Origin of the sequence: Demequina aurantiaca (genome assembly GCF_000975135.1) — a bacterium.
In the GTDB taxonomy this organism is placed as follows: domain Bacteria; phylum Actinomycetota; class Actinomycetes; order Actinomycetales; family Demequinaceae; genus Demequina; species Demequina aurantiaca.
This window is the reverse complement of sequence record NZ_BBRF01000001.1, coordinates 1,298,279-1,323,801: the sequence shown is the minus strand read 5'-3', so window position 1 is coordinate 1,323,801 and position 25,523 is coordinate 1,298,279. Positions and strand designations below refer to the sequence as shown.

Annotated in this window: 23 protein-coding genes; 10 read left to right on the top strand and 13 right to left on the bottom strand. The window is 62.3% G+C overall.

The window, feature by feature from the left end; all coding sequences use genetic code 11:
- The first annotated feature begins 50 nt into the window (after positions 1 to 50).
- The 3 genes from AOP73_RS06060 to AOP73_RS06050 are packed head-to-tail and all read left to right on the top strand — an operon-like array spanning position 51 to position 2,070.
- Positions 51 to 662, top strand: a complete 612-nt coding sequence (locus AOP73_RS06060; RefSeq protein ID WP_160295441.1) for an NAD(P)-dependent oxidoreductase — start codon at positions 51 to 53, stop codon at positions 660 to 662.
- A 14-nt stretch (positions 663 to 676) separates the two neighbouring features.
- Complete coding sequence (locus AOP73_RS06055; RefSeq protein ID WP_061963865.1) at positions 677 to 1,144, top strand: hypothetical protein; 468 nt, start codon at positions 677 to 679, stop codon at positions 1,142 to 1,144.
- Positions 1,144 to 2,070, top strand: a complete 927-nt coding sequence (locus AOP73_RS06050; protein ID WP_061963863.1) for a pseudouridine synthase — start codon at positions 1,144 to 1,146, stop codon at positions 2,068 to 2,070. The genes AOP73_RS06055 and AOP73_RS06050 overlap by 1 nt, the downstream gene beginning before the upstream one ends.
- 33 nt (positions 2,071 to 2,103) lie before the next feature.
- Here AOP73_RS06050 and AOP73_RS06045 read toward each other — a convergent pair whose 3' ends face one another.
- From AOP73_RS06045 to AOP73_RS06030, 4 genes are all read right to left on the bottom strand, one after another.
- Positions 2,104 to 2,595, bottom strand: a complete 492-nt coding sequence (locus tag AOP73_RS06045) for a peptide-methionine (S)-S-oxide reductase (RefSeq protein ID WP_061964892.1) — start codon at positions 2,593 to 2,595, stop codon at positions 2,104 to 2,106.
- 77 nt (positions 2,596 to 2,672) lie between these two features.
- Positions 2,673 to 3,359 carry a cation efflux transmembrane domain-containing protein gene (locus AOP73_RS06040; protein ID WP_061963861.1) on the bottom strand — a complete coding sequence of 229 codons (687 nt, stop codon included), beginning with the start codon at positions 3,357 to 3,359 and terminating at the stop codon, positions 2,673 to 2,675.
- On the bottom strand, positions 3,356 to 3,715 hold the full coding sequence (gene cmtR / locus AOP73_RS06035) for a Cd(II)/Pb(II)-sensing metalloregulatory transcriptional regulator CmtR (protein WP_061963859.1): 360 nt from the start codon (positions 3,713 to 3,715) through the stop codon (positions 3,356 to 3,358). The genes AOP73_RS06040 and cmtR overlap by 4 nt, the downstream gene beginning before the upstream one ends.
- 86 nt (positions 3,716 to 3,801) lie before the next feature.
- On the bottom strand, positions 3,802 to 5,265 hold the full coding sequence (locus tag AOP73_RS06030; protein ID WP_061963857.1) for a protein adenylyltransferase SelO: 1,464 nt from the start codon (positions 5,263 to 5,265) through the stop codon (positions 3,802 to 3,804).
- Positions 5,266 to 5,365: 100 nt separating this feature from the next.
- Between AOP73_RS06030 and AOP73_RS06025 the strand changes: the two genes are divergently transcribed.
- From AOP73_RS06025 to AOP73_RS06015, 3 genes are all read left to right on the top strand, one after another.
- Positions 5,366 to 6,322, top strand: a complete 957-nt coding sequence (locus tag AOP73_RS06025) for a class II glutamine amidotransferase (RefSeq protein ID WP_061963855.1) — start codon at positions 5,366 to 5,368, stop codon at positions 6,320 to 6,322.
- 344 nt (positions 6,323 to 6,666) lie between these two features.
- On the top strand, positions 6,667 to 7,398 hold the full coding sequence (locus tag AOP73_RS12020; RefSeq protein WP_061963853.1) for a hypothetical protein: 732 nt from the start codon (positions 6,667 to 6,669) through the stop codon (positions 7,396 to 7,398).
- A 17-nt stretch (positions 7,399 to 7,415) separates the two neighbouring features.
- Positions 7,416 to 8,336, top strand: coding sequence for a toll/interleukin-1 receptor domain-containing protein (locus tag AOP73_RS06015; protein ID WP_061963851.1), 921 nt, complete (start codon positions 7,416 to 7,418; stop codon positions 8,334 to 8,336).
- Positions 8,337 to 8,535: 199 nt separating this feature from the next.
- Here AOP73_RS06015 and AOP73_RS06010 read toward each other — a convergent pair whose 3' ends face one another.
- The 3 genes from AOP73_RS06010 to AOP73_RS06000 all read right to left on the bottom strand — a co-directional run bounded on the left by AOP73_RS06010 (position 8,536) and on the right by AOP73_RS06000 (position 12,136).
- Positions 8,536 to 9,975: a DUF2971 domain-containing protein gene (locus AOP73_RS06010; RefSeq protein WP_152650547.1), complete on the bottom strand. Its 1,440-nt coding sequence runs from the start codon at positions 9,973 to 9,975 to the stop codon at positions 8,536 to 8,538.
- Between the two features lie 305 nt (positions 9,976 to 10,280).
- Positions 10,281 to 10,817 (bottom strand): hypothetical protein, encoded by a 537-nt coding sequence (locus AOP73_RS06005; protein WP_152650546.1) that lies wholly within the window; start codon positions 10,815 to 10,817, stop codon positions 10,281 to 10,283.
- Positions 10,814 to 12,136, bottom strand: a complete 1,323-nt coding sequence (locus AOP73_RS06000) for a hypothetical protein (RefSeq protein ID WP_201774492.1) — start codon at positions 12,134 to 12,136, stop codon at positions 10,814 to 10,816. Before AOP73_RS06000 ends, AOP73_RS06005 begins: the two co-directional genes overlap by 4 nt.
- Positions 12,137 to 12,662: 526 nt before the next feature.
- On the opposite strand from AOP73_RS06000, the gene AOP73_RS05990 reads away from it, so the two are divergent.
- On the top strand, positions 12,663 to 13,553 hold the full coding sequence (locus AOP73_RS05990; protein ID WP_061963843.1) for a hypothetical protein: 891 nt from the start codon (positions 12,663 to 12,665) through the stop codon (positions 13,551 to 13,553).
- 23 nt (positions 13,554 to 13,576) lie between these two features.
- Here AOP73_RS05990 and ychF read toward each other — a convergent pair whose 3' ends face one another.
- Positions 13,577 to 14,662, bottom strand: a complete 1,086-nt coding sequence (ychF, locus tag AOP73_RS05985; RefSeq protein WP_061963841.1) for a redox-regulated ATPase YchF — start codon at positions 14,660 to 14,662, stop codon at positions 13,577 to 13,579.
- Positions 14,663 to 14,710: 48 nt separating this feature from the next.
- On the opposite strand from ychF, the gene AOP73_RS05980 reads away from it, so the two are divergent.
- Entirely contained in the window at positions 14,711 to 15,403 is a 693-nt protein-coding gene (locus AOP73_RS05980; RefSeq protein WP_061963839.1) for a hypothetical protein, read from the top strand.
- Between the two features lie 6 nt (positions 15,404 to 15,409).
- Here AOP73_RS05980 and AOP73_RS05975 read toward each other — a convergent pair whose 3' ends face one another.
- The 4 genes from AOP73_RS05975 to AOP73_RS05960 form a co-directional block, all read right to left on the bottom strand.
- Positions 15,410 to 17,161, bottom strand: coding sequence for an ABC transporter ATP-binding protein (locus tag AOP73_RS05975; RefSeq protein ID WP_061964888.1), 1,752 nt, complete (start codon positions 17,159 to 17,161; stop codon positions 15,410 to 15,412).
- Positions 17,162 to 17,187: 26 nt separating this feature from the next.
- The gene (locus AOP73_RS05970; protein WP_061963837.1) at positions 17,188 to 18,129 is read right to left on the bottom strand and encodes an ABC transporter permease; all 942 of its coding nucleotides are present in this window, start codon (positions 18,127 to 18,129) and stop codon (positions 17,188 to 17,190) included.
- A complete protein-coding gene (locus tag AOP73_RS05965) occupies positions 18,122 to 19,048 on the bottom strand; it encodes an ABC transporter permease (protein WP_061963835.1) in 927 nt (308 codons plus the stop codon). Before AOP73_RS05965 ends, AOP73_RS05970 begins: the two co-directional genes overlap by 8 nt.
- A gap of 201 nt (positions 19,049 to 19,249) precedes the next feature.
- Positions 19,250 to 20,893, bottom strand: coding sequence for a peptide ABC transporter substrate-binding protein (locus AOP73_RS05960; protein ID WP_061963833.1), 1,644 nt, complete (start codon positions 20,891 to 20,893; stop codon positions 19,250 to 19,252).
- A 276-nt stretch (positions 20,894 to 21,169) separates the two neighbouring features.
- Here AOP73_RS05960 and AOP73_RS05955 point away from each other — a divergent pair, with 276 nt between their 5' ends.
- The gene (locus AOP73_RS05955) at positions 21,170 to 22,714 is read left to right on the top strand and encodes a DNA recombination protein RmuC (RefSeq protein ID WP_084626594.1); all 1,545 of its coding nucleotides are present in this window, start codon (positions 21,170 to 21,172) and stop codon (positions 22,712 to 22,714) included.
- Between the two features lie 309 nt (positions 22,715 to 23,023).
- On the opposite strand, the gene AOP73_RS05950 is transcribed toward AOP73_RS05955, so the two are convergent.
- Positions 23,024 to 24,007: a 4-hydroxy-3-methylbut-2-enyl diphosphate reductase gene (locus AOP73_RS05950; RefSeq protein WP_236683516.1), complete on the bottom strand. Its 984-nt coding sequence runs from the start codon at positions 24,005 to 24,007 to the stop codon at positions 23,024 to 23,026.
- A gap of 31 nt (positions 24,008 to 24,038) precedes the next feature.
- Here AOP73_RS05950 and xseA point away from each other — a divergent pair, with 31 nt between their 5' ends.
- On the top strand, positions 24,039 to 25,496 hold the full coding sequence (gene xseA, locus AOP73_RS05945; protein ID WP_236683515.1) for an exodeoxyribonuclease VII large subunit: 1,458 nt from the start codon (positions 24,039 to 24,041) through the stop codon (positions 25,494 to 25,496).
- Positions 25,497 to 25,523: the final 27 nt, after the last annotated feature.

Here is a 25,523-nt window from a genome sequence, read left to right as displayed (position 1 = left end):
GCGACCTAGACTTGCCCCAGAAGGCCACCCAATTCGAGGAAGAGGGAATCGTGAAGATCACTATCATCGGCGGCTCACAAGGCACCGGCGCCCAGGTCGCATCCCTTGCCCACGCGGCCGACTTCGAGGTCACTTCTCTCTCGCGCTCCGGCACCGGACCGGATGGCATCCGGGCCATCGCCGGCGACGCGACCAACCCAGCCATCGTCGCGGACGCTGTGGCCCGAGCCGATGCTGTGGTGGTCACCGTGGGCGGCACCAAGGGCGTCTCCCAGCCGCGCACCGCCATCACCGAAAGCGTCATTGCCGCCATGAAGGAGTCGGGCGTCCGCAGGCTCGTCATTCTGTCGTCACTGGGCGCAGGCGAGTCCATCACCCAGCTACCCGCCTTGATGCGCCCCTTCATCACATTGCTGTTGGGCAAGGCGCTAGCCGACCACACCGAGCAGGAGGCCGCCGTGAGGGCATCGGGTTTGGATTGGACCATCGTCCGACCCACGAGCCTCAACAACAGGCAACCGACCGGTTCCTGGACCGCGCTGAGGGTAGGAGAAGAGGGGAAGCTCTCGGGTTCAATCTCCCGCGGTGATCTCGCCGCCTGCATCCTGGAAAGCGTCACCGACCACTCCACCATCGGTGGCGCCCTAGGCGTCAGCGGCTGATAGCGTCGGAACGCATGAGACGCACCGGGTTGCCTATTGCCGTGATCGCGCTGTGCGGCGCGCTCCTCGCGGCCTGTTCCCCATCGTCCGATGGGAGCGAGGGTGGCGACTCGTCATCGGCGCCTAGCGTCAGCAGCTCCGCGACGCCCCCCGGCCGGTCGGGCGACGCCTTGGAACAACAGTTCCCGGATGTGCTCGAAGCGGAACTCAGCGCCAGCCGCGACGAATTCACGATCGCGGTGACGATCTCCTCGCCGTACGACACACCCAGCCGCTACGCCGATGGTTGGCGCGTGCTCTCCCCAGACGGCGAGGTGCTGTCCGAGCACCAGTTGGGCCACGATCACGCGAGCGAGCAGCCGTTCACCCGCACCAGCGCCGCGTTCGCGATCCCCGACGACGTCGCCGAGGTCACCGTCGAGGGGCGAGACCAGGCCAACGGCTACGGCGGCGGAACCGTCACCATTCAAGTTCCGCGCTAATGCCGCCACGCTCCCCGCTGCCGCAGCGTGATGGACTCGATGCGGCATGGCTACGAACGCCGGGCATTGCCGCTGGCGAGGTGCAGCCCTGGACGACGATGCGTGAGTTCCTCATGGATCGCCTCCCCGCCAAGGCAATGGTCGGGACCATGCTGGAGGCCGGCGAGTTCGTCGATCAGTCGGGACGATCGTTGAGCGGAGACGAGGACTTCCGGCCGCACAGTTTTGTGTGGTTTCACCGCCCGCTCGCACCCGAGATTCCCGTGCCGTTCCCCATCACGGTCCTCGAAGCCAATGAGCGCTTTGTGGTGGTCGATAAGCCTCACTTCATGGCCACGACCCCGCGCGGGGCTCACGTACAGGAGACCGCCCTAGTCAAGATGCGACTGGCGCTGGACCTGCCCGAACTGGCTCCGGCACATCGACTGGACCGACTCACCGCTGGAGTGCTGGTATTCAGCGCACGCCGCGAGTTTCGCGGCGCCTACGCCGGGGTGTTTCAGTCACGTACCGCCGTCAAGACGTACGATGCCGTGGCGCCGTTCGACCCGACTCTCGAGTTTCCGCGGCGTCTTGTAGGGCGCATCGAGAAGCGGCGCGACAGTCTGCAGGCCGAGCTCGTTCCTGGGGAGCCCAACGCGGAGACTTTGGTTGAACTCATGGAGACTCGCGGCCAGTACGCGCGCTACCGGTTGTCGCCCGTCACGGGCAAGACTCATCAACTACGCCTGCAGATGTCCGACATCGGATTGCCCATCGTCGGAGACTCGCTCTATCCAAGCATCCAGGATGTCGACCCGGCCGACTTCTCGAGCCCGTTGCAACTCGTCGCCCGGCGCCTGGAATTCACGGACCCGATCGACCATTCGCCTCTGGCCTACCAGAGCGAATGCGCGCTCGAATGGCCACTCGCTCCTGCGGACTAGCGTGCGCCGGACACTTCAGCCCGCGTCGGTTACTTACGCGCGATACTTGGTCAGCAGTTCCACCGGGACGTGACAGGAATCCTCAGGGAACCGATCGAGGCGATGCTGATGCTCGTCCGCGCTTGGCACATAGTTGGCACGCGGCAGCACCTCGATGGCGACCCGATGGGCGTCGTCTCTGGCGGCGATAAAGGCTCGCGCGGCCTCGAGGTGTGCCGGGTGCTCGGAATACACCCCGGTCCGATACTTCTCTCCGACGTCTGGGCCCTGCCGGTTCACGCTATACGGGTCGATGATCTCAAAAAGGTACGTCAAGAGTTGCTCGACGGTCACGACACGTGGATCGAACCGTGTTCTCACGCATTCGGCATAGCCGTCGTAGTCACCGTCGAGGCGCCGACTGGTGCCATTGACCCGGCCGGCCTCTGTGAACGTCACCCCAGGTAGCGTGGCGACGAATGCCTGCACACCCCAGAGACAGCCGCCCGCGAGGAATAGCTCTTGGTCCCGGCTATCTCCATTCACCACACGATCGTACGCTTCAGGACTGGCGACGCGCCCAAGCCAACGAGCCCTCGCACCGGGCCGCATCAGCCTCGATCTCATCGAGGGGTACAGCAGCCGTCCTCGCAAGCGTCAGCCTCACGCTCCCCGGTGAGTGCAGCGACCGGCGTGACGCAACAGGCGTCGCCCTTCCACGCCTCAATGCCCTCGCGGACGGCCAAGGCCGCGATCACCAAAGCAGCCACGGAGTCGGCCCACGCCCATCCGAGCAGACTGTTCAGCAGCAGGCCAACCAGCAACGTCGCACTTAGGTACGTACAGATGAGCGTCTGCTTCGAGTCGGCGACGACCGATGCAGAACCGAGCTCCCGACCGGTGCGTCGCTCGAACCAACTCAGGAACGGCATCACGACAAGGCTCAGCGCCGCGATCGCGATTCCAACCGGGGAGTGCTCCGGCTCTCGCAGCCCCGTCAGCGACAACACCGCGTCGACCGACACGTACGCGGCGAGGGCGAAGAACGACACGGCGATGGCTCGCAGTGCGGTCTTCTCCCGCTTCTCGTGGTCCGGGATGGCGAACTGCCAGGCCACCGCGGCGGCGGAGAACACCTCGACGATGGAGTCGAGCCCAAAGCCGATGAGTGCTGCCGAGGACGCAACACTGCCAGCGATCAAGGCGACGGTCGCTTCAATGACGTTCCAGATGATGGTGATCGCCACGACGATCTTGATCCGCCCCCGTAGCACCGCGGTGCGCTCTGGCGAGAGTACTGCAGCGGTCACTGCTCAGCTCCCTCATCACAGCAGCCGGGAACGGAGCACGCCGCGTCGATGCACGGTGCGCTCTCGTCGACGGCGAGGGTCGCGTCCACCAGCGCCGTGAGCGCCCTTGCTAGGTGGGGGTCGGCGATCTCGTAGCGCGTTTGCCTTCCCTCGGGCTCCGCCACCACAATCCCGCAGTCGCGGAGGCACGCCAGGTGATTCGAGACATTGGAGCGCGTCAACCCCAACTCCCGAGACAACACCGCGGGGTAACTCGGCCCCCGAAGCAAGGTCATCAGGATGCGGGAACGAGTCGGGTCGGCCATCGCTCGGCCGAGCCGATTCATCACGTCAAGGCGAGAGGTAATAGTCAGCATGCACTGACTATACAGTGAGTGCTGACTAATTTGCCAGCGGCCTCATGGTGACCCTGCTCCTCGGAAGATACCCGTAAGGATGAGAACTAGGTTCCGCAGAAAGTTCTATACGCGCCAAAGTCGGCGGGAGCCGGCGCGGCATAGCGTTCTAGCCCCGGGCGCTCCTCGTAGGGGCGGGTCACGGTATTCAAAAGCTGACGCAACGGGGCCAGATCCCCCTCGGTGGCCGACGCAAGCGCCTCTTCGACGAGGTGGTTACGAGGGATATAAATGGGGTTGACATGGCTCATCAAGTCGCGGTCGGGGCCAAGCTGCAGCCAGCGCTCCATCCAATCATCGAAACCTGCGGCACCATCGAAAAGGAATCTCGCCTGCTCGGCTGAACCGGAAGCGGCGGCGCCGAGGCGGTGGAAGGCCAACGTGAGGTCTGCCTGATGTTCCTCGAGAAGAGCAAAAAACTCCTGCACCAGCACTGATGCGGCATCGCCGTCCGCCTCGTGGCGCAGACCGATCTTCTCGCTCGCACCCCTCGACCAGGCGGCCAGGTAATCTGCCTCGAAGCCTCCGATCGCCGCGGTAGCAATCTCTACCGCTCGCTGTTCATCCTCGTGAAGGAGCGGCAGCAGTGACTCCGCAAGACGGGCGAGATTCCACTCGGCTGCAGCGGGCTGGTTGGCGTAGGCGTAGCGCCCCGCCTGGTCGATTGAGCTGTAGACCGTGGAGGGGTTAAAGGCGTCCATGAACGCACAGGGCCCGTAGTCGATGGTCTCTCCCGAGATGGTCATGTTGTCGGTGTTCATCACTCCGTGAACGAAGCCAGTCAGCATCCACTGAGCAACCAGCGACGCTTGAGCAGAAATGACGTCCGTAAGCAAGGCACGGTAAGGATTCTCGTCCTTCGCTGCAGCCGGGTAGTGACGGTCGATTGCATGATCTGCGAGTCTGCGCAGAAGCTCGACGTCGCCCGTGGCTCGCGCGTATTGGAAGGTCCCTACGCGGAGATGACTGCTAGCCACCCGTGTCAGCACAGCCCCCGGAAGCTCGGTGTCACGATAAACGGACATACCGGTGCTCGTCACCGCGAGCGACCGCGTGGTGGGAATACCCAAGGCGTGCATAGCCTCGCTGAGAATGTACTCGCGCAGCATCGGCCCCACTGCCGCTTGGCCGTCGCCACCACGGGCGAAAGGTGTACGCCCGGACCCCTTCAGGTGGACGTCCCGGAGGTTCCCGCTGGCATTGACGATTTCACCCAACAGCAACGCGCGTCCGTCACCGAGCCGAGGAGAGTAGTGGCCAAACTGATGCCCTGCATATACCTGCGCGACTGGAGTGGCGCCCTCGGGGACAAGGTTGCCGGTCAGGAGGCGCGACCCGTCAGAACTTTGCAGGGCGGCGGGGTCGAGGCCCATCTCTGCCGCCAGGGGCTCGTTGAACACCAGCAACTGAGGACTGTGAATCCTTTGCGCCTCCCATGGGGTGCACATTTCCGGGAGCGCCTGGGCGAAGCGATCGTGGAAAGCCACTGTGGATTGTGCTGAAGCACTCATCTCACGAGACTACCCGCGCGCCGGCGCGTATTCGCCACCGCGTCCATCACCGGCACCCTGCAACGAGCATAGGATGGCAGGAGCCAAATGAAGGAGACGTATGTGCCGCGTGCTCGCCTACCTCGGTCCTGAGACACCCCTGGAGAACCTCCTACTCAAGCCACAGAACAGCCTGATCAATCAGGCACTCGACCCCGAACAGCACCCCGAGCTCCAGTTGGCCGGGTGGGGATTCGGAATCTGGGGCGAGCACTTGCTGAAGCCCGAAGACCCCTTCATCTACCGCCGACCCATGGCGGCCTTTTACGACGACAATGCCAGCCGGATGATCCCCAGCCTCCAGGCCAGCACGATGCTGGCGCACGTGCGGGCCGCGGCGTACAACTCGAAGGTCGTGATGGTCGACGAGAACTGCCACCCGTTCTCCTTCGCGAAGACGCCGTGGATTGTCGCCCAGAATGGATACCTTCCCAACTGGCAGCTCCTGCAGCGCGAGTTGCTGCAGCACTGCGAGGATCGGTATCTAAAACAATTGCGCGGAAACACGGACACCGAGTTCATCTACGTGCTGCTTCTCTCGCTGCTCGAAGGTGACAGCAACGAGGACGTCCAACGAGCGATCGAAAAGCTCATCAAGCTGATCGCCCAGGCGATGAAAGAACTCGACCTCGGCGCTCTGACCAAGCTGAAGATGGCCCTCGTGTCGGCCGGCCGCATCATCGGTGTCAACGTCGGCCTCGGTCACCACGGTGAGACCAACCCCGTCGGCGACTGGAAGGAGCTGCGAAAGTCAGCCCCTGACAGCGACGACTTCGCCCTTTCGATGCTCCTCGAACCGATGTACCTGCTGATGGGGCGCAACTTCGAACACGACGCAACGACCTATAACTTTGAGGAGTGCGGCGAGGATGACGCGACTGGTGTCATATTCGCCTCCGAGCCCTTGACCGAGGGTGACGACTGGTCGCATCTCGAGTTCGGCGAGATCGTCTTCCTCGAGAAAGACGGTGAGCGCGTCACCAAAACCATCAACACACTGAATGTCTCAGCGGGCTAGGTGTTCGTCTTACTGAGTTGGTGAGCAGCCTGGCGTGACGGAATAGGTGAGGACCTCCGGTATCGATGTGGGGCACCCGCTCACGCTGCCACAGTCATTCGGCGATGTTGCTGCCGAACGATCTGATCGCGCTCACTGCATAGCGAAGAGGGCTACTACCGCTAGACGTTAAAGCGGAACTCCACCACGTTCCGTAGCCGAATAACCTCTGTGCTGCATCGTTCACCGGTGCCCGCACGGCAGCATCTTGCCGAAGTGTCTCGAGCGACCGCGTCCTCCTGGGTGTCATGAGGTAGTGTGCCAGCGCGCGGGCACTGTCGGTCCCAGAAGCTACATTGTTCAACATGACCGAACTACTGGCAGCACTCTTAGGCGCGCTGGTTGGTGGTGTCCTCTCTGCCTGGGTAGGCTCACGCCAAACGGCCAAGGTGCTGAAGCATGAGACGGACCTCGCCGCGAAAGAGCGGCAAGAAGCACAGCGCGTCGAAGAAGATCGGCGCCGTTCCTTCGCAGCGGACCGGCTGATCGCGGCGCTCGCGGATTTCACGACCGTGAAGCAAGATGACGAAGACCGCTCAGCCTCCTTCGTGAGAGTCCGAGCCACAGCGGACGTTCACCACGAACGCAACCGACGTGCTTCGGTGCTGCTGCAAGCAGGGTCTAGCGAAGCTCACGCGCTTCCCGCGGAGGTCCGCGAGCGATGGGACGGGCTTATCTGGTTGGTCCGCTACAACCAGTCAAAACAACCGGATCGCCCCGACGAGTTGCGGCGCCGCGACGCCAGCGACCTGCTGAACTACATCGAATATGTGCGGCGGTCCCTGTGCGCCGTAGGCGGGGGCCACCGAACGCCTTCAGCATTCCCCCCGCCAGATGTCCGCCGCGAAGAATCTCGCCCATGGGGGTTCAAACCGGAGGTTGGGAACAACGAGCCGGACCTCACCGGTTGGGTCCACGGCGACAGGCTTGTCGGCGAAGTGAGCTTCACCTCAGGGGAACGGCGTTGGTACGGGCCGAACGGTCTCGTGGCAGATCTGCCACGAGACCCCAGCGCAGTCACAAAGGACTCGCAATAGAGCGTGGGGGCGAACCAGTGAGCGCAGACCTGTTCGTCTCGTACGCGTGGACGTCGGTGAAGCACCGGGAGTGGGTGCACCTGCTAGCCGCCCAACTCAAGGCGCTTGGCTTCAACGTGCTTCTGGACGCTGATGTCGACTATGGCGAAGACCTCAACGGGTTCATGAGGCGGGTTACCGATTCCAGGCGAGTCCTTCTCATCATGGACGAGAACTACGTCGAGCGTGCAAACACGCTGCCCGAATCTGGGGTCGGCAAGGAGAATCGCTGGATTGCCGAGGCCTTCGAGACCCACGAACCCTCCTGGCTAACCGCACTCTTCGTCGACAACCCGAATTGCCTACTACCCGATTGGATCGGCAGCAGGTTGCCTAGGGGGTTCGTCTTCAACTACGCTCCAGCGAGTCTGCAACAGTTCCCCGGCTCCGAACAGATCGAGGACCTATGGCGCTGGGTCGCCGGGCTCCCTGCCAACCGAGACAGCGCCACGTCGATCGCGACTTTACGCGAGCGAGCCACTCGGCTAGACCACCAAGCCGCACGAACAGAGCCCTCCCAATGGCGTAGCCCAGAACTAACGGGCGAGATCCAATTTTCCTACGACGACGCACCTCAGAAGACATTCCGATGGGGCTTTGGAGTCTCCGAGTTTGCACTTCACGTGAGCGGTTGCGGCAATGACTCGGTGTACGTCTACAGGGACACGGTGAAGGCCGTCGGACTGGTCCGTAGCGCGACGACCGACGACGGGGCGCTGGAGGAGCACCTCGTACCCGGTCGCACTGTGACCCCGCGCATCGGCGAGCGCGTAGTACTAATGAATGAACACGGTCGGCTCGCTGTCGTAGAGATACTGGACGTGCAGCGAGAGAGCACGGACGTCCTCTACATCGCGCCGTACGTCACGTTCCGCTGGCGGGTCATCGAGTCTTCGTGATCCTGCAGAGCGCAAGCCGCGGTCCTTCTTGCATAGGCCACATACCCGCGCGCCGAGTGAAAGAGCCCAGGCTGGTGAGCAGTAGTGGCGTCACCGTCACAAGACATTAGGGCGCGAAACCTAAGGCCACCACGTTCCGTGACCAAATAGCCTCAAGGCATACAACCGCCGTCAGGTCCTTGGGTAGCTCTCCTCATACTCACGCTCCACGGAGTTCATCAAACTTTGATCGAGCATCTGGTAGCGCTTCAATCAGACCCGCCAGCACTTCGCGCGACGCTTCCACGAGCTCGTCCGGACTCGCGTCGCGTACGTTTCGGTAGAGCTCCCGCCGGTCGTTGCCTGCTATTCTCCATTCCTCCGTCGTGATGCACGCATGCAGTCGCCCTGCGCCGCTTGGCATGATCTGGAGAGCGATCGCCATGACCCAAGTGAAGCTGTATTGCGGTTGATGTTCACCGACCATCATGAGCCCAGCCTCGTAGGCGATGACTTCGCCCGGAACTCCCGGACGCTTGCACCGCTCTTCCTCTGGGATCGCAGTTGCATGGGGATAAAAGTTAACGAGAATGCGCGACCAGTCCGCACACAGCTCAGGCCGCTCCCAGAGGCCTTCATGCCATGTCTGGAGCACGGGTGCAGCAACCTGAATCGCTGCCTGTCGGTCGGTGCCCGCGGTCCGTTCCGCCTCTTCAAGCGAGTCCAGTCGATGGGCGAGATCCCCGGGGCGCCGCGGCGGAATCGTTGAAGCGGTCGTCGGCATTGGCGTGGGTGGTGGCTCGGGCTCAGCAAGCGCTTCTCTAGGGAACAGATGGAAAGCGCGGTTGTGGAACCTAGCCTGCAGCAGCTCCACATCGTCGAAGTTGGCCAGCATCGCGAGCAACGCCGGCATCCGGTCGTTCGGGAATGCATCTCCCAACACGACGCCGGTGAGGGCATCAGTGATGTCGAAATAGTGCGGTTCGGTGGAAAGGTCTGTTCGGACCAATCTGAATTCGGCCTCACTGGCCCAATCCGCATGCTTGCGGAAGAATACTCGGTCGCGATGAACGTGTGCGTATCGAAGCGCAACAGCATCGATACCGAACTCCTCAGCTTGCTCAAGGCTGATGCCATGGGGTCCGTCTCCAAATTCCGCACTGCGATACCGGACCGACCCGTGGAATTGATGGATGGCGTTCTCCCGCCCGGCCTCAAAAGCGGCTACAAGCCGGTCTCGGTCGAACCGAAGACACACACCGGTGTGCCTGGCTCCGTAATGCGCCCATAATGACAAGTGGGCCCAACCGCGAAGCGCATCTGGCCGCATTGCTGAAGCTGGCAGTTCCCAGTCTTGGGTGAAGCACGCCACCTTCGAGTATCCCCGAATGTAGCGATCGATGTCCTCCCAGATACTGACGACATCCTCGTGAGTGGACTCGCCGCGGCTAGACTCGCCCTCAAGGTTCGGCCAAAGGGGCCGAGACTCCCAAAGATCGTTCGTCCCCTGGAAAGGAGACATCCGGATGCTTCGATTGGCAAGAATTCCCAGAATGGCAGCGTCCGAAGAGGTGTAGTGATAGAGGCTCGACGTCAGCACCTTTGGAGCGGCGACGAACTCCCGCTCGAGAAAGCCATCGACTTCGTCGCCACTGCTCAAGTTCCCCCCGTCCAAGAATCTCCCCCAAATCAAGGATCCCAACCACGCTGCATACTGCTGGCACGGTGAAGCGCTGTAGAACCAACCTACTGGCTACTCACCAGGCACTCAGTAGCTAACTTCAGCCAGCACGTTGCAACCGAAACTCGATTCGGACAGATCTCGCGAGGAACCCGTCACCAGATGTTAGAGCGCGAAGCGGAACTCCACCGCGTTCCGGCACTTGCCAAGCTATCGCGAGTTGACAAGCGAGTCGGCCTGCATGGCACTATCCCGGGCCTCAAACAATTAAACGGCGACACCTGTCAGAAGGACATTGTCGACTGGAGTCCGCGGTTGAACGACGGGTGCCCCTTCTTGAAGACGCCGAGGTAAATGTCGTTGAGGGCTTCAACAATCGCGCCTAAGAACCTCTGCACGTCCGACAACTTCAGCACGATGGCGTCACGGGGATGGACGAGAGAGTTGCGCACCTTCATCCCGTCGCGCAGGGAGGACCACCAGGTAAAGGCCGAAGGCGCCTTGCCGGAGTATTCCGCAGCCAGGAACGCTATCCGGTCTTCGAGCCGATAGAACTTGTCCTTACCAAGGTTCCACACTCCGTTTTCAATCTTGATGTCTTTTTCAAGAAGGATCGCTTTGTGGAGGAGGTCTGTATTGGTACGGGATGACAATTCTTCGGCGATGCCGTTCAGGTGTGATTCAAGCGCACTGAACCCGACAATCAATGCCGCGTGAAGGCATGCGTCCTGCTCATCGCCGGACGCCACTTCCGCTTTCTCGAGAAAACGCTTGGCCTCGTCTAGCAGACGGATTGAGAAGCCGTCAGCTTCCATACTCATTCGGACTTTGCCTTCGCAGATGCCTTGGATACTTCGAGCAGCGCTTCCTTAGCAACGGCTTTCTTGATCGCCAGATCGATCTTGGCGGTTGTGATCTGGGAGCCGTCCTCTGCCTGTAGGTAGAAGAGCTCCACGAGGCGGTTGCGCTCCTTCGCGTCTGTGCGATACCCGAGGCCGCGATAGTTTTCCTGATCAGCTTTGTGTCGCCCCTTCCCGAGAGCGGCGGCGTTCAGTGGGTCCTTGTTCTGCACTGTTCTCAGTGCAAAATGCCGCCTCTGACGTGTCTTGTTCTTACTCAGGACACCCGCGACGTACGCCCACGCGCTCAGCACGGCATAGTTCATCGCCTTCTCTGCCGAATCCGCGGACCCTGGTTTCAGTTTTCCTGCGGCCGTTGTGAAACGCTTGCGCTGAGCATCCACCAGAAGTGCGAACTCCCGACCTGCTGTTTGCAAGTTCTTGTCTTCCCACAACGTGGGGTTCTGCGCTTTAAGCGTCTCCCATTCTTCGACGTTCACGCCGGACTTGAGCAGCGCTGGAGTCGTAGCCGTTTTATCGAACTTCTTCGGCTCCACTTCAGTGCCGCGATAGTAGTTGACGATAAAAGTCCGAGCGGCGCGCACCGTGATCGGATTGCCTCGGGCCCGGCGGTCGGCGAAGTCTTCGTCCTTCTCGAGCAGCCCGACCTTCTGGCACCATTCACGCAGTTCCGGCCCTGCGAGTGTTTCGGTCATGCGGTCGAACAAGTCTGTCGAGACGGCGATATTGGTATTCGAGATCAACTGGACGTCGAGTCTCTGCTCGTTGTCCAGGGCGAAGTAAAGCTTCACTCCATGGTGCTCGTTGACGCCGTTCTCGAGCGCTTCCTGGATGGCAGTGAATCGGTGCTGACCGCCGATTACCTTCAACGGATGATCTTCATCGAAAGCGGTCGTAAACTCGCACACCAGGTTGCTGAACGCACGAGCGTTCGTGGCATCTTCCTTCATCTTGGCGAATGCCACGTGGTCCTCGACTACCTCGCGGTTCGCGCGGTAGTCGCCGGAGTCATCCGGATCCAGGGGTACGTCGAGAGTCGCTACCCGCACGAGTGCGTCGGCGAGCAGGTGAACTTCCACAAAGACCGCCGCAGTCGCGTTGTCACGCAACACGAGGATCGGAAGAGACTCGACGGGGTGACAGACCTCAACGAAATCCTCGATTATCGTTTGCACGTTGGGATCGAGAGGCCCCACCAGTCTCGTGTCGAGTTTTTCCGCTACGTCGACCATCTTGTCCTTTGCTAGATCGGGTCCGTCTCCCCCCACCACACGGGCCATATGAACATCGTGCCATATCAAACACACTGCGAGCAGTATCACTGGCATTTCACTACACGCGCAGTCGCAAAGTCACGATGGATCTACTGCTTCTGCGACGCAAGTTCGGAGGTGATGCCTGCCAGAACGCTCAGCAACCTTGATGCGATCGCTGATCGCGAGATCCAGACTGCCTCTGCAATGGCGCGGGAGTACCTACTCACGCTGCGATGGAGCAAGAGATGACGGACGAGCGCGTCGCTGACCGAAATGACAAGCGGAGAAGTCTCCGCCATGCCCCCAGGGGTTAAAGCGAAAAGCGGAACTCCACCGCGTTCCGTAGCGGAATAACCCCTGAATCTCTCGCACAGACCCCTCCACGGAGGCTTTGGCGTGGCCGACCTCGGCAGGCCAGATTCCCCTCGGGAACACGCACCCAGCGCGGCCCCCTGTCACGGCTGTGGCACACACAACCCGACGCTATGCGGCAGGTGCACGGTTTGGGTCGCACAGGTTGGATCCCTGCTCCGGTGGCTAGGCTGTCGCCATGGACACGATGCCCGATGCCACCGCCGGTGAGTGGCTCAAGCCGTTGCTGGACACGGTGTGGCATGACATGCACTCCGTCGTACCGCGAGGCTTTCCCGCCTACGCCAGAATCTTCCATCCGGTAACGCGGGACCGCCCGCAGGGCACCGGCACGTGGCACGGTCATCCCCGAATGGGAGTCGTCGCCCTCGAAGAGCAACAGGTTCGGTGGTCAGACATCGCGAGAACCTTTGGTACCAAGATGCACCCGTTGGCCCAGTTCCATCGGCTCATCGGGCAGGAAATGAGCGAGCAGGAAATAATGGACAGCGAGGGCTGGCGCTACTCGGAACCCGAAACCGGGAACCTCGCACCGGACACCCTGGCTGCAGTGGCCGCCTGGCTCTGCGAACACACATCCACCCCAGACGACGGTGTCTCCGCCATCTGGGAAGGGTGGGGTGGCCTCACAAGTTCGGCCGGCTATGCCATGCTCACATTTTCAGACGACGGGCGTGTCCTCAAAGACACTTCCCCGCTCTCCACAGGGGAAGTCGGACCTGGTTCTGGCCTCCTGCCGGCGGAAGTGGTCAATGGCGAAAAGCTGGAACTGCCAGGGCGCGCCTACTACCTATATAAGTGTGCACCGCAGTTCTACCGCCAGCAGAGTTGGGTGAATCAGGTGCCCTGGCACCATTCCGCGCAATTCCCGCAATCTCCGAGCATCCTTTGGCCCGCGGACAGAAGTTGGGCCATGGTGACCGAAATCGACTTCGACTCCACATTGGTCGCCGGCAGCCACGAACTCGTATTGGACTTAGTCCAGGACCCCGCCATTGAAGCGCTCCCCCTCAATGAGGGAGCAGACCTGACGTGGGATGCCGACATTCTCAACCGTCCAGGGCAGTAGCCGAGCGTCGCGGTCAGGTTGCGCTACACATTAAACCTAAACTCGACCACGTCGCCGTCGTGCATCACATAATCCTTGCCCTCAATGCGCACCTTGCCAGCGGCCTTCGCATCGGCCATAGTTCCGAACTCGACCAGGTCGTCGAACGAGACCACCTCAGCCTTGATGAAGCCCTTCTCGAAGTCCGTGTGGATGACGCCGGCGGCCTGCGGCGCGGTCCAACCCTTGCGGATGGTCCACGCGCGCGACTCCTTGGGGCCGGCGGTCAGGTAGGTCTGCAGTCCGAGGGTGTCGAAGCCCACGCGCGCAAGCTGGTCAAGCCCTGCTTCCTCCTGGCCGGAGTCCGCGAGCATCTCGGCGGCCTCGTCCTCGGTGAGGTCCACAAGCTCGGACTCGAACTGTGCGTCGAGGAAGATCGCCTCGGCGGGCGCGACCTGGGCGGCGAGCTTGGCCCTCAAAGCCTCATCGGCGAGCCCAGCATCGTCCGTATTGAATACGTAGATAAACGGCTTGGCCGTCAGTAACGACAGTTCCTTAACGTCCGCGAGGTCAAGCTTCGCTTCCTTAGCGCCCGCGCTGAGCGCCTTGCCGGATTCCAGGATCTCCTTGGCGGTGAGCACCGCGGCGAGGAAGGCGGGCTCCGCGCGCTTGATCTTGACTTCCTTCTCGAGGCGCGGGATAGCCTTCTCGATAGTCTGCAGGTCGGCGAGAATTAGCTCGGTGTTGATGGTCTCGATGTCCGAGGCAGCGTCCACCTTGCCGTCGACGTGCACCACATCGGGATCCTCGAACGCTCGGGTCACCTGACAGATCGCGTCGGCCTCGCGGATGTTCGCGAGGAACGCATTTCCCAGGCCCTCTCCCTCGGAGGCGCCCTTGACGATGCCGGCAATGTCCACGAAGGACACCGTCGCGGGGAGGATCTTCTCCGAGCCGAAGATTCCGGCCAGCACCCCGAGGCGCGAGTCGGGCAGTGACACCACTCCCACGTTGGGCTCGATGGTCGCGAACGGGTAGTTCGCGGCGAGCACCCCCGCACGGGTCAGCGCATTGAACATGGTGGACTTGCCAACGTTGGGCAGTCCGACGATTCCGATAGTTAAGGCCACGGGAGTCAAGTCTAGTTGCCATGTGGAGACTCGTGACACGATGTCTGCATGAAACAGTTCCGAGCCCGCTCCTCGCTCATCTACTCCACCATCGTCATGGGTCTCTGCGCCGTCATCGGCATCATGGTTCTCATTGGCGGCGGCTGGTACGAGGCTCGGCCCGCGCTCGGCTTCCTCGCTGCCCTGGCGGGACTCGCCTTCGCCGCGTACTTCCGCCCTCGCGTCGATGTTTTCTCCGACCACGTCGTAGTGGTCAACGTGGTGACGATCTCCACCGTGCCGTTCGCGCGGCTAGAGTCCATCCGCACCCGATGGGCGCTCGAACTGGTGACGGATGATGCGTCCAAGACCAGCGCTTTCGCCGCACCTGCTCCCGGCGCCATGAAGTCGCGACGAATCACCCCCGGCGAAACAGGAGGACACCCCGAGGCCCCCACTCTGATCTACACGAACGGCCCCAGCAGCTCCCCCGAGAGCGCCTCCGGAAGCGCCGCACACATGGTCGACGACGCGTTCCAGGCGTGGAGGAAGGGCGGCGAAGCGCCCTCGGCGACCCTCACCGCGCAGCCAGCCGATGCATCGGCCGCCGTGACTTCCCCAGCCACCACAGCATCGGGCGCGGAAAATACCCTGTCGCCGGAAACGGCGACAGCCAGTGAGAAGGCGATTTCTCGCCGACCCAACTGGCTGTCGATTGCTGTGCTGGTCGCGGGCTTCGGACTGTTTGTCCTCAGCTTCTAGAGCGGTCTACTCGACGTCGCCCCACTCGATGCCGGCGCCAGGAATGGCCTCCAGCAACTTCTGGGTGTACTCGGTCTGGGCGTTGCTGAAGATGTCGTCAGCGGTGCCGGACTCAACGATCTTGCCCTGCTCCATGACCGCGATCTCGTCGGCCACCACACGCACCACCGCAAGGTCGTGCGTAATGAACAGGTAGGTCAGATCGAGCTCAGACTGCAAGTCCGCGAGGAGCTGCAGAATCTGCGCCTGGACCAGAACGTCAAGCGCTGAGACGGCCTCATCAAGAACCACGATCTCCGGCTTGAGTGCCAGGGCGCGAGCAATTGCCACACGCTGACGCTGACCACCAGAAAGCTCGTTGGGGTACCGCTTGGCGACCGCCGTGGGCAGCGACACCTGCTCGAGAAGCTCCTTGATGCGGGCCTCACGCGAGGCGCTGTCGCCCACCTTGTGCACCTTGAGCGGCTCGCTGATGATCGCACCGATGGAGCGCTGCGGGTCGAGCGATCCATACGGGTCCTGGAACACCGGCTGCATCTTGCGACGCACCTTGAAGAGTTCGCTGCGCGAGGCGCCCGCCAGGTTGGTGCCATCGAGGAAGATGTCGCCGCTCGTTGGCTTCTCGAGTCCCAGCACCATCTTGGCGGCCGTGGTCTTACCCGAACCCGACTCCCCCACCAGGGCGAGCGTTCTGCCCTTGGGAATCCTGAACGAAATATTGTCTACCGCACGCAGCGGCTCGGACTTGAAGTTGCCCTTGCGGATCGAGTAGATCTTGGTGAGATCCTTGACCTCGACGACCGGCGTGGCTGCCTGGTCCGCCTTGGCGCGCTCGTGTTTAGCCGCGAGGTCCGCGACATCGATACCCGCCTCTTTCCCGCCCACGTGATCAACGTGGGTGCCGGAAATGCGCTGCGACGCAAGCGACGGAGCCGACGCGATGAGGCGCTTGGTATACGGGTGCTGAGGGCTCTGCAGGATCTTAAGGCTGGGCCCAGCCTCCACGATCTTGCCCTGGTACATCACGATGAGCTTGGTGGCACGCTCGGCAGCCAGCCCCAAGTCGTGCGTAATAAGCAACAACGCCGTGTTGCGCTCGCGCGTGAGGGCCTCGAGGTGGTCGAGGATGACACGCTGCACGGTGACGTCGAGGGCTGAGGTGGGCTCGTCGGCGATGAGCAGCTTGGGGTTGGCTGCTAGGCCGATGCCGATCAACACGCGCTGACGCATACCGCCCGAGAACTGGTGCGGATACTGCGCCATACGGCGCTCAGCATCTGCGAGCCCAGCCTCCTTGAGCACCTCAATGGCCCGGGCGTTCACGTCCTTCTTATTGGTTGCCAGACCATTGGCCTTGACCGCCTCACGAACCTGGAAGCCAACCGACCACACCGGGTTCAGGTTCGACATCGGGTCCTGGGGAACAAAGCCGATGTCGCGGCCGCGGACCTTGTAAAGATCAGCCTTCTTGGCGGTCGCGAGGTCCTTGCCCTCGAACTTCACGCTGCCACCGGTGATCTTGCCGTTCTCCGGAAGCAGGTTGATGATGCCATGGGCAGTCGTGGACTTGCCGGAACCCGACTCACCCACGATGGCGACGGTCTCGCCCGGGAAGATGTCAAAGGACACGCCCTTGAGCGCCTCGACAACACCACCCTGGGTGGTGAACCCGATGGCGAGATCGCGAATCTCTACCAACGGCTTGTTGGGGTCGACGTTGTGGCTGTCGTGCACTAGGACATCCGTCTCTTGATTCATGTCTATGGCAGTCACGGGTGAGTCACTCATCGGCGTGCCCTCGCCTTCGGGTCAAGCGCGTCTCTGATCAGCTCACCGAGCACGATGAACGCGAGCACGGTCAGTGTCAGCGCCAGCGACGGCCACACCAGTGACATCGGCGCGGTGCGAATCGACGTCTGCGCCTTGGAGATGTCGTTACCCCAGGACATGACGGTATCTCCCAAACCGACGCCGAGGAAGCTCAGCGTGGCCTCCGCGACGATGGCCGCGCCCAGTGCAATCGTCAGCGTCACAATCACCGGCGTCAGCGAGTTGGGTAGCGCGTGACGCATCAGCGTCGACATCCGCCCTCGGCCCACGGCCTCTGAAGCCATGATGTAGTCACTGTTCTTCACCTGAAGAATCTCGGCCCTCAGGATGCGAGCGAGAGACGCCCAAGCGAAACCACCAATCGCGAGCGCGATGGTCCAGACGCTACGCAGGTCCGACAGGACCGACATGACGACGACCGCCGCGAGGAAGTAAGGAATGGAGAAGAAGATGTCGCCGATGCGTGAGAGGAACGAGTCGATCTTGCCCCCAAAGAAGCCGGCGATCGCGCCCATCGGAATACCGATCGCAGCGGTAATGGCGACGACGAGCACACCAACGGCGAGCGAGGTGCGCGCGCCCCACACCACACGGGCATAGATGTCACATCCCTGACGGGTGAACCCCATCGGGTGGCCGGCGACTGCGCCGCCGTTGCTGTTCGACAAGGAGCACTCGGAGTTCGGCGGCACGTCGGTAAACAGCGTGGGCCACAAGGCCATCAGCGTGACGAGCAGCACCATCGCAACTGCCGCGTAGAACAGCGGGCGCCGACGGAGGTCACGCCACGCATCGAGCCACAGATTGCTCTTGCGCTCCTTGAGCTTGAGCGCGTCGACCTCGACATTCGCGTCCTCAATGGGCGCGACATAATGCTCAGATGGACGATTAGACATAGCGAATCCTTGGGTCGAGGACGGCGTACAGGAGATCGACGAGGATGTTGACGATCACATAGATCACAGTCAGGATCGTGACGAACGTGACCACGGTGGGCACTTCACTCTGCGTGATGGCCTGATACAGCACCTGGCCGATACCCGGGATATTGAAGATTCCCTCGGTCACGGTGGTACCGGCGATCAGCGCACCAAAGCTAGCGGCCGTGTTGGTAATCACGGGGATCAGTGAATTGCGAGCAATATGCACCGGGACGATGCGCTTGTGCGTCAGTCCCTTGGCGTAGGCGGTGCGAACGTAGTCAGCTTGTCGCGACTCAATGACCGAACCGCGCATCAACCTCATTCCGGTGACATACACGGTGAGGGCGATCACAGCGGCCGGGAGGAACATCGCTCCCCAGGTGGTATCCGCACCGACCGTTACCGGCGCCAATCCCCACTTGATGCCGACGAAGTACTGCGCCACGAACATGGCGACGAACACGGGGACCGAGCTGAGGACCAACGCGACGACCAGGCTGATGTTGTCGAAGAACTTGCCCTTGCGAAGACCGGAGATCAGACCGATCACGACGGACAAAATGAACTCGAGCACCACGGCCATGAGGACGAGCTTGAGGGTAACGGGGAACGCTCGTGCCAACACATCGCTGACCTGCTGGCCAGAGAATGTCACGCCCAGGTTGCCCGTGAAGAAGTCCTTCATGTACAGGAGGTACTGCATGATGAACGGCTGGTCCAGGTTGAACTGCGCACGCAGAGCATCGGCCACTGCCGGGTTCGGCGTCTTGTCGCCGAACAGACCGGCAATGGGGTCGCCGGGCATGGCGAAGACCATGAAGTAGATCAGGAAAGTCGTGCCAAAAAATACAGGGATCGCTTGAAGCACGCGACGAAGGATGTACGTCAGCAAGTGCGCGCCTCGTTTCTTCGTTGAATGGTGAGAACAGTGAGAAAAGTCTAAACCGACATTACCGCGCGTCACACCGCTAGGTCGCGGCAGGGCAGCTAAGTCGTGACTTGGTGCAAGGCGCAGAGCGCTTACACCAGAAGTTTGGATCGGGCGTCAGAACGGCCCGCCCCTCCACGATGGAGAGGCGGGCCGTTCTTGTGACTAGCCCTTGGTGATCTCGTAGTACAGCGGGACGGAGTTCCATCCGAACTGCACGTTGTTCACACCCTCGGCGTAGCCGCCGTTGACGTTGGAGTACCACAGCGGGATGGCGGGAAGGTCCTGGAGGAGGATTTCCTGTGCATCCTGGTAGAAGCCGTTCGCGGTAGCCGCGTCCGCAGCAGTGTTTCCCTGCTGGAGAAGAGCATCGAAGTCGGCGTTCGAGTAGTCACCATCGTTGGAACCAGCGTTGGTGGCGTATAGCGGGCCGAGGAAGTTGAACAGACCCGGGTAGTCCGCCTGCCAACCGGTACGGAACGCAGTGTCAATGGTGCGGTCCGTCACGTCAGTGCGGAACTCACCGAAGGTCGGGTAAGGGTTACCCGATGCCTCGATGCCGAGGGTGTTCTTGATCGAGTTGTTCACAGCGTCGACCCAGGCGTCGTGCCCACCGTCAGCGTTGTAAGCAATCTGGAACGTACCTTCCCAGGGGCTCATTGCATCGGCCTCTGCCCAAAGCTTCACAGCCTCGTCGGGGTTGTATGCGAGAACCTCTGCACCATCGAGGCTGTCAGACCAACCGTCGATCACGGGCGACGTGAAGTCGCTCGCGGGGGTACGGGTGCCGTTGAAGATCACGTCGGTGATCTCGTCACGGTTGATGGCCATCGACAGCGCCTGACGACGCAGCTTGCCCTCTTCGCCCTCAAAGTGCGCGAGCGACTGCGGGATCGTGAAGGACTGGAAGATGGCGGCAGGCTGGTTCACAGCGCGGTCACCAAGGTCAGCCTCGTACGTCTGCAGCGAGGAGTCCGGGATGCCGTCAATGACGTCAACCTGGCCAGCGAGGAGGTCTGCATATGCAGCGTCCTGCGTCGCGTAGAAGACGATGGTCAGACCATCGTTTGCGGGCTGGCGCTCACCGGTGTAGTCCGGGTTCGTGACGAGCTCGATCTGAACGTCGTGCTGCCAAGCGTCGGGGCCGGCAAGCATGTACGGACCGTTACCCACGGGGTTGGCACCGAACGCGTCCATGTCCTCGAATGCCGAGGCGGGGAGCGGGTAGAAAGCCGAGTAGCCGAGGCGCAGCGGGAAGTCAGAGGCTTCCTTGTTGAGCTTGACGTCGAAGGTCAGGTCGTCAACAACCGTGAGGCCGGTCAGTTCACTGTCCTCCTCATAGCTGAAGCCCTCGATGTCCTCGAAGAAGTAGCTGGAGTTCTGTGCGTTGCTTGCCAGAGCACCGTAGTTCCACGCGTCCACGAAGGAGCTCGCGACAACGGGCTCACCGTTGGTGAAGGTCTGGTCGGGCTTGATCTTGATCTCGTACGAGGTCGGGTCCACCTGCGTGATGGACTCGGCGAGGTCGTTGTGAGCGGCGCCGGTGCCGTCGTAGTACACGAGTCCTGCGAACATCGCGTCGAGGATCTTGCCGCCACCGGTCTCGTTGGTAGCCGTCGGGATCAGCGGGTTCTCGGGCTCCGAACCGTTGGTGCGGATCACTCCGCCGCTGGCCATCGCGTCGCCAGACGTGGCGGCGGACGAGCTGGGGGTGCTGTCGGTGTCGTCAGATGACGAGCAACCTGCAAGCACCAGGCTTGCTACTGCGGTAGCAGCGAGTCCTGCAAGGACTGCCTTACGTACCTTCATTTTTCCTCCTGTTAGCCCGGATGCGGGCCGTCACTGGTAAGCCGATTCGGGGTGAATAATCGACCGGAATTCTCACGGAGAGTTTCTCCGCTTCGTGATAAGCCTAAGAAACCTAAGGTAACAAACGCATTTCGAAGGCATGTTTGTGGGCCTTTTGTGACTCAAATGTGATGAATGTCACAGTGTTATGGTCGATTTGTCCGGCTGTTTTGTTGAATCAGGACCGCTCAGAGCGCCGATGCCTCACCTGTCAGACCCGCATGCCACAGTGAGCCCATGGTCGAAGTCATCGTTGGTCTCCTTGCCCTCATCGTCGGAGTCGTCGTCGGGTTCCTCATCGCGTCCTTACGCGCGGCGCGCGGTGGCTCCAATGACTCGAGTCTGCGGACCGCGGCGGCCGTCGAGCGTGCACGCGCCGATGCCCTCGAGGTGCGAGTGCGTGAGGTAGCCGACGCTTCCGTGGTGCGCGAGCGGGAGATTCGAGCAGACCACGAGCGGTACGTCGCGCGTGTGACTGCCGACCAGGAGGCACTCAAGGAACAGTTCAAGTCGCTCGCTTCTGACGTACTCAAGTCGAACAATGAGCAGTTTCTCGAGGTCGCGGGCGAGCGCATCAAGCGCGCACAACAGGTCAGCGACGCGGAGCTCGCCAAGCGCGAGGAATCCGTCAAGAAACTCGTCGAGCCGATGGCGAAGGCCCTGGACGACGTGCGTCGGCAGACCACGGAGGCCGACAAGGCCAGAGCGGAAGGCCAGAGCACTCTCAGCGAGCAGGTGCGCCAAATGGTCGCCGCATCGGAAAAACTCGACAAAAAGACATCGGACTTCATCAACACGTTGCGCCGCTCCGACGTGCGAGGCAACTGGGGTGAAGTCCAGTTGCGCCGCGTCGTGGAGTTGGCCGGCATGATCCAGCACGTCGACTTCGAGGAGCAGGAGAGCGTTCGCGACTCCGACGGCAAGAACCTTCGACCCGACATGACCGTGAAGCTCGCCGGTGGGCGCACCATCGTGGTGGATTCCAAGGTCGCACTGTCGGCACTGCTGGAGGCGTTCGAGACAGAAGACGAACTGGTGCGGGCCGACCGCCTCGTGGCCCACGCGCGCCACGTCAAGAAGCACGTGGACGACCTCTCGGGAAAGAAGTACTGGGACCAGTTCGACTCTGCACCCGAATTCGTCGTGATGTTCTTGCCCTCTGAGGCCTTCTACCAGTCGGCCGTCGAGCAGGATTCGGCTCTACAGGAGTACGCCTTCGGCAAGAACGTGGTGATCGCCACACCGACCACACTCGTGGCCATGCTGCGGACCGTGGCTCACGCCTGGCGCGAAGACACCCTTGCTCAAAATGCGCAGCAGGTCCTCGCGACCGGCAAGGAACTATACGAGCGCCTCTCCGTGATGGGCGGGCACCTGGCCAAGGTCGGCAAGGCGCTCGACAGCGCCAGCAGGTCCTACAACGCCACCGTCGCTTCTATGGAGTCACGGGTGTTGGTCAGCGCACGCAAGTTCGGTGACATGCAGGCACTCTCCGCCGACATCGCGCCAAGTGTCCCCTCCGAGGAGTCCATTCGACCACTGTCCGCACCTGAACTATTGGACTCCGCGTCTGGTGCAGAGCAGGACGACTCGTCCCCTACCGCCGACACGTCCGACGCGGGCGAGCTAACTTCCGCGCACACCGGGCAGGCCATTCCGGCGGGACCAGGCGAACAGGCCGACGCCGCGAAGCCTGCAGACCTCGAACCTGCCAAGCCTGCGGAGTCTTTGGGTCTAAGGCTGGGCCGACCAGCACCGGTGCTGCCGGCCGAGTTTAATTAGGCCGATCCCCACACCCAGCACCCCGGACGCGCACCCGGCACCCGGCACCCAGCACCCAGCACCCAGCACCCAGCACCCAGCACCCAGCACCCAGCACAGTATTGGTCCGATTTGGCACGCTCTCAGCAGTCGCCGCACCGTATTGGTCCGATTTGGCAGGCAGACGCTGCAGGCCCACCAAGACACCCGCGTCCGGGATAGGCGATTTCTTCATTCAGAACTGGTCCGAATAGGACCAACAGGGCGCAGCGAAGCGCGGATCCGTGCCAAATCGGACCAATACAGAGAGGGGCGGGATGCGCAGAGCAACTAGGCGCGCATGGCGTTTTCGGCCTGCTTCTCCTTCAGGTCAGCACGGATCTCACGCGGCAACGAGAACATCAAGTCCTCGGTCGCGGTGCGAACCTCCTCCACCGTCTCGAAGCCGCGGCCGGCAAGCAGGTCCAGCACGTCACGCACCAGAATCTCCGGCACCGAGGCGCCCGAGGTCACGCCAACCGTAGAGACTCCCTCAAACCACGCCTCGTCGATCTCAGTCGCACGGTCCACGCGATACGAGGTGCGCGCGCCGTACTCCAGCGCCACCTCCACGAGTCGCACAGAGTTTGAGGAGTTCGCAGAACCGACCACGATCACCAGATCGCACTCGGGCGCGAGCTTCTTCACGGCGACCTGACGGTTCTGAGTTGCGTAGCAAATGTCGTCGCTGGGCGGATCCTGCAACTTGGGGAATCGAGCCCGCAGGCGCTTGACGGTGTCCATGGTCTCGTCCACTGACAGCGTGGTTTGCGAGAGCCACACGACGTTGTCGGGGTCCGGAACCTCAACCGTGTCCGCCTCCTCGGGCGAGTTCACGATGATGGTGTGCTCCGGCGCCTCACCCGCGGTGCCTTCGACCTCCTCGTGGCCCTCGTGGCCGATTAGCAAAATGGTCTGGTCCTCGCGTGCGAAGCGCACCGCCTCCTTATGCACCTTGGTGACCAGGGGGCAGGTGGCGTCGATGGACAGCAGGTTGCGATCGTCCGCAGCCTGACGCACTGCTGGCGAGACACCGTGAGCCGAGAACACGACCCGCGCACCCTCCGGCACCTCATCCGTCTCGTTCACGAAGATCGCGCCGCGTTCGGACAGCGTCTCCACGACGTACTTGTTGTGGACGATCTCCTTGCGCACATATATAGGTGATCCGTGCAGCTCGAGAGCCTTCTCGACCGCGATCACCGCCCGGTCTACGCCGGCGCAATATCCGCGCGGCGCGGCTAGTAGGACTCGCTTTTCAGTGGTGTCGGGCATGTTCTCCATCCTACGTGGCACGCTAGAGGGCGTGACCGAAGCTTCTATGGCCCACGTGGGCCCGTCCAGTCAGGGCAACGCCTCCGCCCCCGCGTCCGTTCCCGGAGAAGGGCCCGGCTCGGGATCGGCCTCACACAACGGCGCCCCTGGCGGCCCGCAACGGAGCGCCACCCTGCCAGCAGTCGCCGCGGACACTACCCCGGAGAGCCCCTGGCCGGTGCGCCACCTCTCCCCCAAGATCGGCGCCTACATCTCCAAGATGTCCCCGGTGTGGGTCGAGGGCCAGGTACTGAACGTCAAACGTTGGAAGCACATGGTGTTCCTGACCCTGCGCGACACTCAGGAGAACATGTCGCTCAAGGCCACGCTCCCCGCCAAAGAGGTCGACGCGCTAGGAATCGACCTCACCGACGGTGCGCGCGTGGTCATCCATGCCAAGCCCGACTGGTGGACCAAGAACGGCGACCTTCAGATGGCGGGCAAGCAAATCCGTACGGTGGGCCTCGGAGACCTGTTGGCACGGATCGAGTTGCTCAAGGAAGCCCTCGCCGCCGAGGGGCTGTTCGCCGACGACCGCAAGATCCCTCTGCCCTACGTCCCCACGCTCGTGGGCCTCGTGTGCGCCAACCAGGGCGATGCCGAGCACGACGTCATCGAGAACGCGCAGCGCCGGTGGCCGTCGGTCCAGTTCGAGATTCGCCGTGTCACCGTCCAGGGCGCCCGATGCGTCCCCGAGACCACCGCAGCCATCGCCGAACTCGACGCCCACCCCAAAGTCGACGTCATCGTGGTCGCGCGCGGCGGAGGCTCGCTCGAAGACCTGCTGCCGTTCAGCGACGAGAAGATGATCCGCGCGGCGGCCGCCTGCGGCACCCCTCTGGTCAGCGCCATCGGGCACGAGAAAGACTCGCCCCTGCTCGACCTGGTGGCCGACTACCGCGCCTCGACCCCCACCGATGCCGGCAAACGCATCGTTCCCGATGCGGCCGAGGAGGGCCGCGCGATCGCCCGGGCGAGACTACTGATGCGCGCCGCGATCGAGTCCCAGCTGGACCGTGAAGCCCGCGGCCTCGAGTCGTTCCTCACCCGCCCAGTCCTGCGCAACCCGCATGCGCTCATCACGCCACATCTGGAGCAGCTCGGGCGCGCCCGCCACGCCGCGGGCGCCTCCCTGGTCAACATTCTGAGCCGGGCGGACGCTCAGACCCGCGAACTGGCCGCCAGCATGCGCGCGCTTAGCCCGCAGTCCACGCTCGACCGCGGTTACGCGGTGGTGCGCGACGCCCAGGGCGCCGTCATCCGTGACGCCGCAAAGGTCGCCGTGGGTCAGTACGTCAGCGTCAGGGTCGCCAGCGGCGAGTTCGCCGCCGTCACTACGGCCGATGCATCGGCCGGCAAGAATCCCTCCTCGCCTAAAAAACCCGTGGCAAAGAAGCCAGCGAACAAGAAGTCAGCCGCGACCAAGCCGGCCGCAAAAAAGCACTCATAGGGCGCCGACTACCAGGTAAGACGCACG